This window comes from Halomarina rubra, assembly GCF_023699475.1.
Lineage (GTDB): Archaea > Halobacteriota > Halobacteria > Halobacteriales > Haloarculaceae > Halomarina > Halomarina rubra.
This window is the reverse complement of sequence record NZ_JALXFV010000005.1, coordinates 390925-403578: the sequence shown is the minus strand read 5'-3', so window position 1 is coordinate 403578 and position 12654 is coordinate 390925. Positions and strand designations below refer to the sequence as shown.

General features: G+C 66.8%; 13 protein-coding genes. 10 read left to right on the top strand and 3 right to left on the bottom strand.

Annotated elements, in window-relative coordinates:
• Nucleotides 1-201 precede the first annotated feature (201 nt).
• From M1L36_RS11800 to M1L36_RS11790, 3 genes are all read left to right on the top strand, one after another.
• Complete coding sequence (locus M1L36_RS11800) at nucleotides 202-1482, top strand: RNA-guided endonuclease InsQ/TnpB family protein (protein ID WP_250873930.1); 1281 nt, start codon at nucleotides 202-204, stop codon at nucleotides 1480-1482.
• Between the two features lie 64 nt (nucleotides 1483-1546).
• Nucleotides 1547-2242, top strand: a complete 696-nt coding sequence (locus M1L36_RS11795; protein WP_250873929.1) for a DUF5828 family protein — start codon at nucleotides 1547-1549, stop codon at nucleotides 2240-2242.
• A 125-nt stretch (nucleotides 2243-2367) separates the two neighbouring features.
• The gene (locus M1L36_RS11790; RefSeq protein ID WP_250873928.1) at nucleotides 2368-3567 is read left to right on the top strand and encodes an inorganic phosphate transporter; all 1200 of its coding nucleotides are present in this window, start codon (nucleotides 2368-2370) and stop codon (nucleotides 3565-3567) included.
• A 41-nt stretch (nucleotides 3568-3608) separates the two neighbouring features.
• Here the strand turns inward: M1L36_RS11790 and M1L36_RS11785 are convergent, their stop codons facing one another.
• The gene (locus tag M1L36_RS11785; RefSeq protein WP_379819985.1) at nucleotides 3609-4997 is read right to left on the bottom strand and encodes a hemolysin family protein; all 1389 of its coding nucleotides are present in this window, start codon (nucleotides 4995-4997) and stop codon (nucleotides 3609-3611) included.
• A 146-nt stretch (nucleotides 4998-5143) separates the two neighbouring features.
• On the opposite strand from M1L36_RS11785, the gene M1L36_RS11780 reads away from it, so the two are divergent.
• From M1L36_RS11780 to M1L36_RS11770, 3 genes are read left to right on the top strand one after another with little or no spacing between them, the layout of a single operon-like run.
• Nucleotides 5144-5407 carry a glutaredoxin family protein gene (locus M1L36_RS11780; protein ID WP_250873927.1) on the top strand — a complete coding sequence of 88 codons (264 nt, stop codon included), beginning with the start codon at nucleotides 5144-5146 and terminating at the stop codon, nucleotides 5405-5407.
• A complete protein-coding gene (locus tag M1L36_RS11775; RefSeq protein WP_250873926.1) occupies nucleotides 5408-5917 on the top strand; it encodes a redoxin domain-containing protein in 510 nt (169 codons plus the stop codon).
• 9 nt (nucleotides 5918-5926) lie between these two features.
• The gene (locus tag M1L36_RS11770) at nucleotides 5927-6541 is read left to right on the top strand and encodes an L-threonylcarbamoyladenylate synthase (RefSeq protein ID WP_250873925.1); all 615 of its coding nucleotides are present in this window, start codon (nucleotides 5927-5929) and stop codon (nucleotides 6539-6541) included.
• A gap of 40 nt (nucleotides 6542-6581) precedes the next feature.
• On the opposite strand, the gene M1L36_RS11765 is transcribed toward M1L36_RS11770, so the two are convergent.
• Nucleotides 6582-7238, bottom strand: a complete 657-nt coding sequence (locus tag M1L36_RS11765; RefSeq protein ID WP_250873924.1) for a CRISPR-associated protein Cas4 — start codon at nucleotides 7236-7238, stop codon at nucleotides 6582-6584.
• Between the two features lie 255 nt (nucleotides 7239-7493).
• Nucleotides 7494-8096 (bottom strand): helix-turn-helix domain-containing protein, encoded by a 603-nt coding sequence (locus M1L36_RS11760; protein WP_250873923.1) that lies wholly within the window; start codon nucleotides 8094-8096, stop codon nucleotides 7494-7496.
• A gap of 162 nt (nucleotides 8097-8258) precedes the next feature.
• On the opposite strand from M1L36_RS11760, the gene M1L36_RS11755 reads away from it, so the two are divergent.
• From M1L36_RS11755 to M1L36_RS11740, 4 genes are all read left to right on the top strand, one after another.
• The gene (locus M1L36_RS11755; protein WP_250873922.1) at nucleotides 8259-8843 is read left to right on the top strand and encodes a biotin transporter BioY; all 585 of its coding nucleotides are present in this window, start codon (nucleotides 8259-8261) and stop codon (nucleotides 8841-8843) included.
• A gap of 12 nt (nucleotides 8844-8855) precedes the next feature.
• Complete coding sequence (locus tag M1L36_RS11750) at nucleotides 8856-9554, top strand: energy-coupling factor ABC transporter ATP-binding protein (RefSeq protein ID WP_250873921.1); 699 nt, start codon at nucleotides 8856-8858, stop codon at nucleotides 9552-9554.
• Nucleotides 9555-9569: 15 nt separating this feature from the next.
• Nucleotides 9570-10310: an energy-coupling factor transporter transmembrane component T family protein gene (locus tag M1L36_RS11745; RefSeq protein ID WP_250873920.1), complete on the top strand. Its 741-nt coding sequence runs from the start codon at nucleotides 9570-9572 to the stop codon at nucleotides 10308-10310.
• A 67-nt stretch (nucleotides 10311-10377) separates the two neighbouring features.
• Nucleotides 10378-12576 carry a heterodisulfide reductase-related iron-sulfur binding cluster gene (locus tag M1L36_RS11740; protein WP_250873919.1) on the top strand — a complete coding sequence of 733 codons (2199 nt, stop codon included), beginning with the start codon at nucleotides 10378-10380 and terminating at the stop codon, nucleotides 12574-12576.
• Nucleotides 12577-12654: the final 78 nt, after the last annotated feature.

Here is a 12654-nt window from a genome sequence, read left to right as displayed (position 1 = left end):
CTCCAGACAGACTCGACACTCAGTCCTAAGGTCCACGCAGTCGCAACCGCTTTGTACGTTGTTTGCATAAGATATGGTGTGGCGACGCGCAAGACCATCTCTATCCGCGATGACCAAGAGGAGTGGGTTCAGGAGAATCATCTGAGTCTTTCTTCGTTCGTCCAAGAGAAACTTGACGAACTCATCGAAGAACGGTCGTAGATGAACTACAACTACCGGTATCGTCTCCGACCGTCCGACACTCTAGAAGAACGGTTGGTGTGGACGGCCGATACTTGTAGACAGGTCTACAACCACTTCCTTCACCGGCTCAACCGGAGCGACAGTACCTCGGCGTACTCTGAACAGAAGCACTTGCCGAGTCTCAAGACGTGGTGGAGTGATCTGAAAGACGTTCACTCAAAGGTGCTCCAGAAAGTCATTCAACGGTTGTATGACAACCTCTCTCGGCTGGGTGACGCCAAGAACGCCGGTCGAAAGGTCGGCCACCTCGGGTGGAAGGCACCAGACGAGTACCGCAGTTTCACCTACAGCCAATCCGGCTTTGAGCTCAAGAACACGAGCGGTCGGACGCGACTGTGGCTCTCGAAACTTGGAGACATTCCCCTTACCTTCCACCGCGACCTCCCCGACGACGCCGACGTGAAGACAGTCACGGTCAAACAGGAACCCACCGGGAAGTGGTACGCCATTCTTGGCATTGAGACACACGACAACCCACCCGCGAAACCCGAACATCCGGAATGGTGCGTCGGCATCGACGTAGGGATTCGAAAGTACACTCACGACACCGATGGCACGGCAGTCGAATCGCTTGACCTGTCCGCCGAACGCGAACGACTTGAACGCGCACAGCGCGACCTCTCGCGGAAAAAACATGGCTCTGCGAACTGGGTGAAACAACGTCGCGTTGTGGCCGAACGGCACGCCGACCTGAAACAGAAACGCCGTGACTTCCTCCACAAGCTGTCGAACTACTACGCCACCGAGTACGACCTCGTAGCCGTCGAAGACTTGAACGCGAAGGGGTTAGTCGAACTACAGGGGAACTCTCGGAACCGCGCAAGTGCGGCGTGGGGGACGTTCCTACAGATGCTCGACTACAAGTGCGAGCGGGAAGGAACGCACTTCGTCGCGGTCAATCCGAAGGGAACGACCAAGGAGTGTGCGTCGTGCGGCGTTTCGACGGACAAGCCGTTGTGGGTCCGTGAACACGCCTGTCCGGCGTGTGGGTTCGAGGCGGATAGAGACGCGAACGCGGCGTGGAACATTCTGTCTCGTGGTATCGAGAAGCGGTTAGGAGCGGGACGCTCCGAATTAACGCCTGTGGAGACTGCACTCCCTGTGGACACTGTCGTGTCTGCACAGCGCGTCGTGGAAGCAGGAAGCTCTACCATCAGAAGTCGACTACTTGCGGACAGCAACCAGAACATTCCGAGTTCTGGCGACACCCACAAGCACAAACTGTCTGGCGAGAAGTAGGATAGGGTAGTTCACCGTAGCCGGTGAGGTTTTTGCCGTGTGGTCACCTACTCTCGAGTAGCGCATGGAAGAGACCGTCTCCGGGTTCAGTGTTCGCGGGTCGTGGGGCGACGTCGTCGAACACGGTGAACGAATCACCCGTGCCCTCCTCGACCTCGACGACGAGGTCGACGTCGACACCGAGGAGTTCGAGGAGTGGGACGAGTGGCGACCGAAGAGCCACGAGCGGATGGACACGCTCAACGAGAAGACCGCAGAACAGGCCGCCGTCGGCGAGGGGAAAGGCGAGCGCGCGGGCAAGAGCCCCGACGAGGACCTCAAGACCGCCGGCGAGAAGCTCTCGGAGTCCTACGAGAAACTCGACGAGGACACCGACGAGGCCGTCGACAAGTGGAGCGAGTCCATCGACTACGTCGCCCGCGCGGCGGACTCGGCGGGTCGGCGCGCCCTCCGGAAGGTCGAGGGCGCGGTGTACCGCAACGTGATGACGCAGATGTCGCCGTACTACTTCGACAACGACCTGGTCAGTGCGAACCTCCAGCGTGCCGAACGGAGCAGCCCCGAGTACGAACTCGAGGTCAACGTCAACGACGACGACCTGAAGATTCGGGTGTCGAACCGTCTCGCGGACTACGAACAGAGCGTCGAGCGCTGGCACATCGACACCGAGAAAGACACCGAGGTGCTGGAGGCGGTCGAAGGCGGCGACGGCGTCGACGTCCCCGAGGACAACGACGACGCGCGCCCCACCGCGAACTGAGTCGGCCCCTCGCCCCACCGTCCGCTTCGGACGGCCCCGTCCGCACACTCCGCTCCAAAATCACAGTGAATCGCGTCCCAGAAGGCTACAGCTTCTTGTGTCGGTCCGTCGAACGGCTTAGCTGAATGGTCGCGCTCGCGCTGGTCGTCACGTTGGTCATCGCCGGACTCGCCAGTCTGTTCATGGCGTGGGCCATCGGCGCGGGCTCCTCGGGCTCGACGCCCTTCGCCCCCGCCGTCGGCGCGAACGCCATCTCCGTCATGCGGGCGGGGTTCTACGTCGGTATCCTCGGGTTGCTCGGCGCGCTGTTACAGGGCGAGAACGTCACCGAAGCGGTCGGTCGGGAGCTCATCGGCGGCGTCACGCTGTCGCCGCTGGCGGCCGTGGTCGCCCTGCTGCTCGCCGCCGCGCTCGTCGCTATCGGCGTGTTCGCGGGCTACCCCATCGCCACGGCGTTCACCGTCACCGGTGCGGTCGTCGGCGTCGGCCTCGCGATGGGCGGGGACCCGGCGTGGGCGAAGTACCGAGAGATATCGACGCTGTGGGTGCTCGTGCCGTTCGTCGGCGGCGGGGCGGCCTACGCCACCGCACGCCTGCTCCGGAGCGACCGCGTCCCCGAGCGCGGCGTCGTCCTCGCGCTCGCGGCACTCGTCGGCGTCATCCTGGCGAACGTCGACTTCGCACTGCTCGGCCCGGCCGGGCAGGCGTCGAGCGTCGCCGACGCCGTCTACCTCCAGTCGGAAATCGCGAGCCGAACGGTCGTCCTGGCCGGCGTCTCGCTGGTGTTCGCCGCCGTCGCGGCGGGGCTGCTCGCGCTCGACCTCCGGAACGGGGCGGTCGCCGCTCAGCGTCACTTCCTGCTCGTCCTCGGCGGACTGGTCGCGTTCTCGGCGGGCGGCAGTCAGGTGGGGCTCGCGCTCGGTCCGCTGCTCCCGTTGCTCGACGACCTCGCGACCTCGATTCCGCTGTGGGCCATCCTGTTCGGCGGCGGGGTCGGGTTGCTCGCGGGGTCGTGGACCGGCGCGCCGCGGATGATCAAGACGCTCGCCCAGGACTACTCCTCGCTCGGGCCACGGCGCTCTATCGCCGCGCTCATCCCCTCGTTCGCCATCGCGCAGTCGGCGGTGTTCCTCGGCGTCCCCGTCTCGTTCAACGAGATCATCGTCTCGGCCATCATCGGCAGCGGCTACGCCGCGGGTGGGTCGGGCGTCAGCGCCGAGAAGATGCTCAAGACGGTCGGGGCGTGGATCGCCTCGCTCGCGCTCGCCCTCGGGTTGGGCTACGGGCTCTATACCGTCGCGTCGCTGGCGCTCGGGATGGTCTGAGTCTGCGAGCGAGAGTCGGAACCCCGGGCGAGCGGTCGCGCTCAGTCGTTCCGGGCTTCGGCTTCGGTCTCGTCGTCGGGCACGGCTTCGGTCGTCAGCCGCGCCTTCATGATGCGGGTGTTGTCGACCTGCTCGACGCGGATGACGACGCCGTCGTAGGTTATCTCCTCGCCCTCCTCGACGAGGCGGCCCGCCCGGTTGAAGATGAACCCGGCGATGGTCTCGAACTCCTCGCCCTCGGGGAGGTCGATGTCGAGCGCCTCGTTGACCTCGTCGATGTTCACCTCGCCGCGGACGATGACGGTGTCCTCGTCGACGAAGTCGATGGGTTCGTCCTCTTCTCCCTCCAGAATCTCGCCGACGATCTCCTCGGTGAGGTCCTCCATCGTCACGAGACCCTCGGTCGTGCCGAACTCGTCGATGACGATGACGAGGTGGACGCGGTTGTCGCGCATCTCGCGGAGCAGTTCGTCGACGTTCTTCGACTCGGGGACGTGGAGCGTCGGTTCGACGAGGTCGTCGAGTTCGAGTTCCTCGTGCTCGCCGTAGTTGAGGTCACGGACCAGGTCCCGGATGTGGACCGTCCCGATGACGTTGTCGAGACTGCCCTCGTAGACGGGCAGGCGGGCGTGGCCCGACTGGATGCACTGGCTGATGGCGTCGTCGATGCTGTCGTCCTTGTCGATGGCGGTCATATCCAGGCGCGGCGTCATCACCTCCTTGGCGATGGTGTCGTTGAACCGCAGCGTGCGCTGGAGCATCTCGCGTTCCTCCTCGTCGAGCACTCCCTCGCGCTCGCCGGTCTCGATGATGTCCTGTATCTCCTGTCGCGTGACGTAGGAGGTCTCGATGGCGCTCTGGCCGCCGGTGACGCGGTTGACGGTCCGCGTCAAGAAGTCGAAGGTGACGACCAGTGGGAGGAGAACGTACTCGGCGAGTTTCAGCGGTCGAGCGACGCGCATCGCCCAGCTCTCGGTGTTCTCGATGGCGTACGATTTGGGGGCGCTCTCGCCGAACAGGAGGACGAGCGCGGTGATGCCGAACGTCGAGATGGCGACGCCCGCCGCGCCACCGAATCCGAAGTACGCGAGCAGTCCGGTCGTGATAGAGGACATCGCGATGTTGACGAGGTTGTTCCCGACGAGGATGGTGACGAGCAGGCGGTGGGGGTCGTCCTTGAGGCTCTTGAGTGTCAGTCCGGCAGTCGAGCCGGAGTCGGCGAGTTTCTCGACGCGGTGGGAGGCCAGCGAGAACATGGCGATCTCCGACGAGGAGAAGAAGCCCGAGAGCGCGATGAGGACGGCGATGAGACCGGCACCGAGTACCGCGACCATCGTCGGTGTGAGTTCGACGACACCGAACAGGTCGACGCTGTTGGTCTGTACGACCAGCGTGGCGATATCGGGCGGTTCGTCTAGTGAACGAGGCATGGGGAGAGAGCGCACTGGCGGAAGACTATGGCCCATTAACGGGGAAATTTTCGTGGGAGGTAGATTAAACGTTGTCATGGTACGCTCTCCGTCGTGCCGCGCACAGCGGCGACACGCTTAGGGTGGATTCGGCCGTCAATCGACCCATGAGTGACCCGGCGATCACGCTCTACCGGTTGCAAGCGTGTCCGTACTGCGAACGCGTCGTCCGTGTGCTCCAGGACAACGACATCCCGTACCGCTCGCGGTTCGTCGAACCGATGCACGCCGACCGCAACGTCGTCAAACGCATCTCCGGGAAACGCACCGTTCCGGCCATCGTCGACGAGAACACCGGCGTCACGATGTCCGAGAGCGCCAACATCGTCGAGTACCTCGAAGCGACGTACGTCGACGGGGTGAGTGCGTAGATGGTCGACTTCGACGTGGTCGAACTCCCGGCGGCGGACGCCCCGGCCGTCGGTGACACCGCGCCCGACTTCACCCGCCCGCTCGTCGACGACGAGTACTGGGAGAACGTCGCACTCTCCGAGCTGTACGCCGACGGACCCGTCCTCCTCGTGTTCCACCCGATGGACGGCGCGTTCCCCGCGACGTACATCTGGAACGAGATCCGCGACCGTGGCTGGCAAGAGCGTCTGGAGGTCGTCGGCGTCTCGGTCTCCTCGCCGTACGAACACAAGACGTTCATCCCCGAGCGGGGCATCGACTCGCGACTCTACTCCGACCCCGACGCGGGTGTCGCCGAACTGTACGGCATCGACCACGAACTCGACGGGATGGCGGGCGTCCGCGAACCGCGACCCGCGGTGTTCCTCCTCGACACCGAAGGGACGATTCGGTACTCCTGGGTCGCCAGCGAGTGGCCCGACTTCCCCGAGTACGACGAGGTCGAAGCCGCCATCGCCGACCACGCCTGACCGTCGAGCATGACCGACTCCGCTCCCGACCTCCCCGTCCCCGACGCCGACCTCGACCGCGCCGCCAGCGCCATCGAACGGGGTGACTGCGTCGTCTACCCGACCGAGACGGTGTACGGTCTCGGCGCGGACGCACTCGACTCCACGGCGGTCGACCGCGTGTTCGAGTTGAAGGGCCGAGACCGCGAGAAGCCCGTCTCCTTGGCCGTCGCGACCGTCACCGACCTCGGCGCGTACGTCAACCTCGGGGAGCGCGAGCGAGCGTTCGCCGAGGCGTTCCTCCCCGGTCCCGTCACGCTCGTCGCGGCGCGTCGTGACGTGGTTCCGGACGCGCTGACCGGCGGTCGCGAGCGCGTCGGCGTCCGCGTCCCCGACCACGCGGTCGCCCGTGCGCTGGTCGAGCGCGCGGGGACGCCGGTGACGGCGACGAGCGCCAACCGCTCGGGAGCGGGCAGCGCCCGCACCGTCGACGACGTCGCGGCCAGCATCCGCGAGGCGTGTGTCGTCCTCGACGCCGGCGAGACGCCCGGCGGTGGCTCGACGGTTGTCGACGTGGCGACGGACACGATCCACCGCCGCGGCCCGAACGCCGAGTCGGTCGAGCGGTGGCTGGCCGAGCACTGACGGCCGCTCCTCGCTCCCCGCTCGTCGCTGCTCGGTCCGCTCACCCCAACCCGAGCAGCGACCGGAACGAGCGCGTCCTGACCCCGCAGTCGCTCCGGTACTCGCAGGACTCGCACTTCGAGCGGTTCCGGGTCCGGGCCGGCGGGCCGTCGATGCTCGCGGCCGTCCGGAGCGCGCGCCGGAACGCGCCGGTCCGTCGGGCGGTGAGTTCCAGTTCTCGAATCACGCCGTGAGCGCCGTACTCGACGTACGCCCGCTCGACCTCGGTCTGGCGGTCCCACTCCAACGCACGGGCGAGGGCGACCGCTCGGACGGTGTGTGGCTCCCAGACGCCTTCCTCGGGTGGCTCGCCCCCGACGACGAGCGACGGCGCGAGCGGTTCCTCTAGCACCTTGTGCGCGATGCCTCGCACCCGCCGTCCCTCCAGGAGCGCGTCGCGGTCGGCCGGGGCACAGAGCGCCTCGAACGCCGTGGGGCCGACCCGTGCTCGGGACTGGCCCAGCGCCGAGCGGTACTCGACGGGCGACACCGCGATTGGTTCCTCGTGGAGGTCCGTCTCGGGGTCGAGTAGCTCGTCGTAGCGAAACGGCAGTTCGTGGCGGTCGTCGCGCTCGCCGTACGGGTCGTCGTCGCGCTTCCGGTAGTAGAGCTTTCGCGGGCAGTAGGCGGCTACCGCGAGGTCCGAGACGGCGTGCATGGCTCACGCTGGTCGCGTGTTCGTACTTGAAATCGTGGCGGGGCAGTCGCGGTGCGGTTGCGGAGGTCGTCCGTCCGACGTACCGCGAGCGAGCGGGCCGAGGAACCCGTGAGCAACGCGAACGGGTGTCACCAGAAATCGGAGATTTCTGGTTGCTAACCAGAACGGCTCCGCCGTTCTGGTGATGGCGCTGGTTTTTAGCCCAGGTTTTGCCAGCGAGCGCGCCGACGGCGCGCGAGTGCAGCAAAACGTGGTCTAGAAGCTAACGTCCGTCTCCATCCCCTCGGTGGCCTCCTCCAGACCGTCGTCCTCGACGCTCTCGGTGTGGTCCTGGAGGTCGGCGTCGGTCAGCAGTTCGGCGAACTCGTCGGTGAACCGCCCGTTGACGCTTCGTTTGGCGTTCTGGGTGTCGACGACCGCGCTGTACTTGCGCAGCGTCGACTCCGAGACGCCGAGTTCGTCGGCCATCTCGCCGGCCGACCGGTCGCGCTCGTCGTTCCGGAGTTCGCGCAGGCGGTCGAACTCGAAGGGGGAGTCGGTCTCCCGGTCGCGCAGCAGGTGCAGGTCGTGGCGTGCCTGCACGACCACTCGTCGCTCGACACCCAGTGCGTCGGCGATGGTGGTGTCGTCCTCGCCGTCGTAGTACCCCCGGACGACCCGGCGAAGGTCGGCGGGCGAGCGGTCGCTGGCGAACTCGAACTGCTCGCGCATGCGGGCGACGATGTCGTTGAGTCGTTCGTCGATGCGGTCCTCGTCCTCGGTGAGCGAGCCACGCCCGTCTTCCTGGCGCTCGGTGACTGTCTCGCCATCGGTCACGTCGATGAAGATGTCGCGTAGCTCCGCCGTCTTCTCGTCCATCAGTGGTGAAAACGGAATGCGTTATACGTATTTCAATCTACCTCCCAAACAGTTGGTACTCCCCCCCGATTCCGCGTGCTGACCGCCGAGAGCTGACGGCCGGCGTGAACGACGACGCTCGTCAACCGTAGCCTACTCGGTGGTTGACGACGACGCCCGACCATGAGCACACAGGAGCAGTCGGTCGACCTCGTGGACGCGAGCACCGCGCTCGCACTCGCCCGCGTCGCACTGTTCGCCGCGCTGGCCGGCGCGTTCGCGTTCGTCTCGTTCGAGTACCCCCTCTCACCCGCCCCGGTGACGCTGCAGGTGCTGGCAGTGTTCCTCGCGGGTCTCTTCCTCGGGCCTGTCTGGGGGGCGGTGTCGATGGGCGTCTACCTCGTCGCGGGTGCGGTCGGGTTGCCCGTGTTCGCCAACGCGACGGCCGGCGTCGGTGTGCTGTTCGGTCCGACCGGCGGCTACCTGCTGTCGTACCCGCTGGCAGCGGGCGTCATCGGCTACGTCGCCCACGGCGGCCCGGAGGTGCGCTCGCTCGACGAGGTGGGTGTCCCCCGACTCGTCGCGGCACTCGTCGCGGGCGTCGTCGTCATCTACACGCTCGGTGCCGCGGGCCTGATGGCGTTCGGCGGACTGGGCCTCGAGGCGGCCGTCGTCGGCGGTGCGGTCGTGTTCCTCCCGGCCGAGGCCGTGAAACTGGCGGCGGCGGTCGGTATCGCCCGGAGCGACGACGTCGCCATGGACGCCTGAGGTCGTCTCGCGATGATAGAGGTTCGGAACCTCGTCCACCGCTACGGCGACGCCCGGGCGGTCGACGGCGTGTCGCTGACGCTCGCCGACGGCGAGTTCGTCGTCGTCGCCGGCCCGAACGGGTCGGGCAAGACGACGCTCGTCCGCCACTTCAACGGGCTGTCGACGCCCGACGAGGGGAGCGTCCTCGTCGACGGCCACGACGTGACCGACCACCCGGTGACGGCGCGGTCGTCGGTCGCGATGGTGTTTCAGGACCCGCGGGAGTGTTTCGTCGCTGCCACGGTCGGCGCGGACGTGGCGTTCGGCCCGGCCAATCTCGGCCTCACCCACGACGCTATCGAGGAGCGCCGTGAGCGCGCCTTGCGGGCGGTCCGGATGGACGGCCGTGAGGACGAGCGCATCGACGAACTCTCCGGGGGTGAACAGGCCCGCGTCGCCATCGCCGGCGCGCTGGCGATGGACCCGACCCACCTCGTGCTGGACGAACCGTTCGCGGGCCTCGACTGGCCGGCCCGGGAGGCGGTGCTCGACCACCTCCAGGCACTCCACGAGCGCGGGACGGGCGTCGTCGTCGTCACCCACGACCTGCGGGACGTGGCGGCGAGCGCCGACCGCATCGTCGTCCTCTCCGACGGGCGAATCGCGCTGGACGGCCCGCTCGACGCTGTCGAGGACCGCCTCGCCGAGTTCGGCGTCCGACCACCGTGAGGGGGGGCTGACCCGGTGTACGTCCCCGGTTCCACGCCCGCTCACCGCCTCGACCCGCGAGCGAAACTCGCCGTGCAGGTCGCGTTCGCGCTCGCGGCGTTCGCCCACACGACCCCGCGCGGACTGGTCGTCGCGACGGGCGTCGTCGCCGCGTGTCTGTGGGCCGCCCGGACGCCGCCGTGGGAGGCGCTCGACGAACTCCGCCTGCTGGTCCCGTTCCTCCTCGCCGGCCCGCTGGTCGAGACGGTCGTTCTCGGCCCGCCCTGGCTCGCTCCCGAGCAGGCCGTCGCACCCGCACTCGCCAGCTACCGGACGCTGCTCGTCGTGCTCGTCGCGGCGGCGTACGTCCGGACGACGCCGACTCGCGAGTCACAGGCGGCGCTCCAGTGGTTCGTCCCCGGCAAGCCCGGTCGGGCGCTCGGTCTCTGTGTCGGCCTCGTCGCGCGGTACCTCACCGTCCTGCGCGCGGACCTCCGCCGAACGCGGACCGCGATGCGGGCGCGACTGGGCGACCAGTTACCGGTCCGCGAGCGGATGCGTATCGTCGCCGTCACGGGCCTCGGACGAGTGTTCGACCGGTCGGACCGCCTCGCGCTGGCGATGCGAGCGCGCTGTCTCTCGTGGAACCCCACGCTCCCGCGACTCCGGCTCGGACGAGCGGACGCGGTGGCGCTGGCGCTCGCGACGGCGTTGCTGGCGTGGGCGGTCGCGCCGCTCGTGGCGTCGACGGGCCCCCTCGTGTGGCCGCTGGCCTGACAGAAAACGCGAAACGGCGGACTACCCGTTGATAAGACTTAACCCGGAGTCGCGTCGCTGGTAAACCATGACAAACTTCGGGTACGCACTGGGGGTGATGCAACAGGAACCCGTCACACGGGAGACGTTCTGGCGTATCAGCCCGGTCGGGGAGGTGATGTTCTACTTCCTCGCCGCCGTCACCGTCGTCTGGTTCCTGTGGGGGGTCTACGACCGGTTCGCTCGCTACAGCGACGGGACGGCCGACCACGCTGCCCGACTCGACGACCTGCCGGCACGCATCGGGCGGGCCGCGAAGGTGGTGTTGACCAACGAGAAGCAGTTCAACCGCGACTTCGTCGGCGGCGTGATGCACGCGTTCATCCTCTGGGGGTTCCTGACGCTGCTCATCGGAACGACCATCCTCGCCATCGACATGGACATCTGGACGAAGGCGCTCGGCCAGCCCTCCTTCTTCGTCGGTGACTTCTACCGCTCGTACTCGCTGGTGATGGACGCGATGGGTCTGCTGTTCGTCGTCGGCGTCGGCGTCGCTATCTACCGTCGCTACGGTCTCCGCATGGAGCGCCTGTGGGACAAGCACAACAGCTGGGAGGACGCCTTCCTCGTCTGGTCGCTGTTCTTGCTCGGCGTCGGCGGCTACGTCGTCGAGGGCCTGCGCATCCTCGGGAACGACTACCCACCTCACGAGACGGTGTCGTTCGTCGGCTGGTTCGTCGCGCTCGTCTTCGAGACCGGCGGGGTGGACCAGAGCATGGCGGGGGCGGTCTACCCGTTCGCCTGGTGGTCCCACGCGCTGCTCGCGTTCGGGTTCATCGTCGCCGTCCCGTACGCCAAGCCGTTCCACATGATATCCAGTTTCGCCAACGTCGTCACGAACGACGACAAGGCGGGCAAGCGCCTGCCCGGTATCCCGATGGACCTCGACCACACGAACGCCGAGGACATCGACGACTTCTCCTGGAAGGAGATCCTCGACCAGGACGCCTGTACGAAGTGCGGTCGCTGTTCGTCGGTCTGTCCCGCCAAAGCGTCGGGTCGCCCGCTCGACCCGCGGAACGTCATCCTCGACCTGAAGAGCTACCGCGAGGACCTCGACGCCGGCGAGACCGAGTCGAAACCCATCGTCGCCGACGGCGGCGGCGTCATCGAGGCCGAGACGATGGAGTCCTGCATGGCGTGTATGGCCTGCATGGACGCCTGCCCGGTCGACATCGAGCACCTCTCGTCGTTCACGAAGATGAACCGTCAGCTCACCGACGAAGGGGAGCTCGCCCCCTCCATCCAGGACATGTTCCAGAACGTGATGCAGAAGGGCAACACGTTCGGCGACCCCAACCGCAAACGTGCGGACTGGACCGAAGACCTCGATTTCGAGGTCACCGACGCCCGCGAGGAACCCGTCGACTACCTCTGGTACGTCGGCGACTACCCGAGCTTCGACGACCGCAACAAGGCCGTCGCCCGTTCGCTGGCGACCATCTTCGAGGCCAGCGACGTCTCCGTGGGCATCCTCTACGACGACGAGGTGTACGACGGCAACGACGTGCGCCGCGTCGGCGAGGAGTTCCTGTTCCTCGAACAGGCCGGCACGCTCGTCGAGTCGTTCGAGGCCTGCGAGTTCGACACGCTCGTCTGTACGGACCCTCACTCGTACAACACGTTCAAGAACGAGTACCCGGAGATCGACTTCGAGGAGTTCGCCGACGACCCGATGATGGAGTTCGACGTCGAGGGGTTCTGGAACCGCCGCGACGAGGTCGAGGTGCTCCACTACACGCAGGTCGTCCAGGACCTCGTCCAGTCGGGCAGTCTCCCCCTCGACGGCACCGAACTCGACTACACCGTCACCTACCACGACCCCTGCCACCTGGGTCGGTACAACGACGAGTACGAGGCTCCCCGGAACCTCGTCCGCGCCACCGGCTGTGACCTCCACGAGATGCCGCGCAACCGCGCCAACTCCTTCTGCTGTGGCGGCGGCGGCGGCGGGCTCTGGATGGACTTCGAGGAGGAGCCGAAACCCAGCGAGGAACGCCTGCGCGAGGCGCTGGAGGACACCGAGGCCGGCACGGCCATCGAGAAGTTCGTCGTCGCCTGCCCGATGTGCCTGACGATGTACGAGGACGGTCGCAAGACCGGCGGCTTCGAGGGGGACATCGAGATCGTCGGTCTCTCCGAACTCCTCGCCGAGGCCATCGAGTCGAAGGGCATCTCCGTCGGTTCGTCGGGGACGTCCGAGTCGGCGACGCCCGCGGACGACTAACGACCGTTTTCTTCGTCGGGTGCGCCGGAGGCGCACCGCTCCTCGAAACCCCTCGACGAAAAAGGCCGAGTTCGAGCG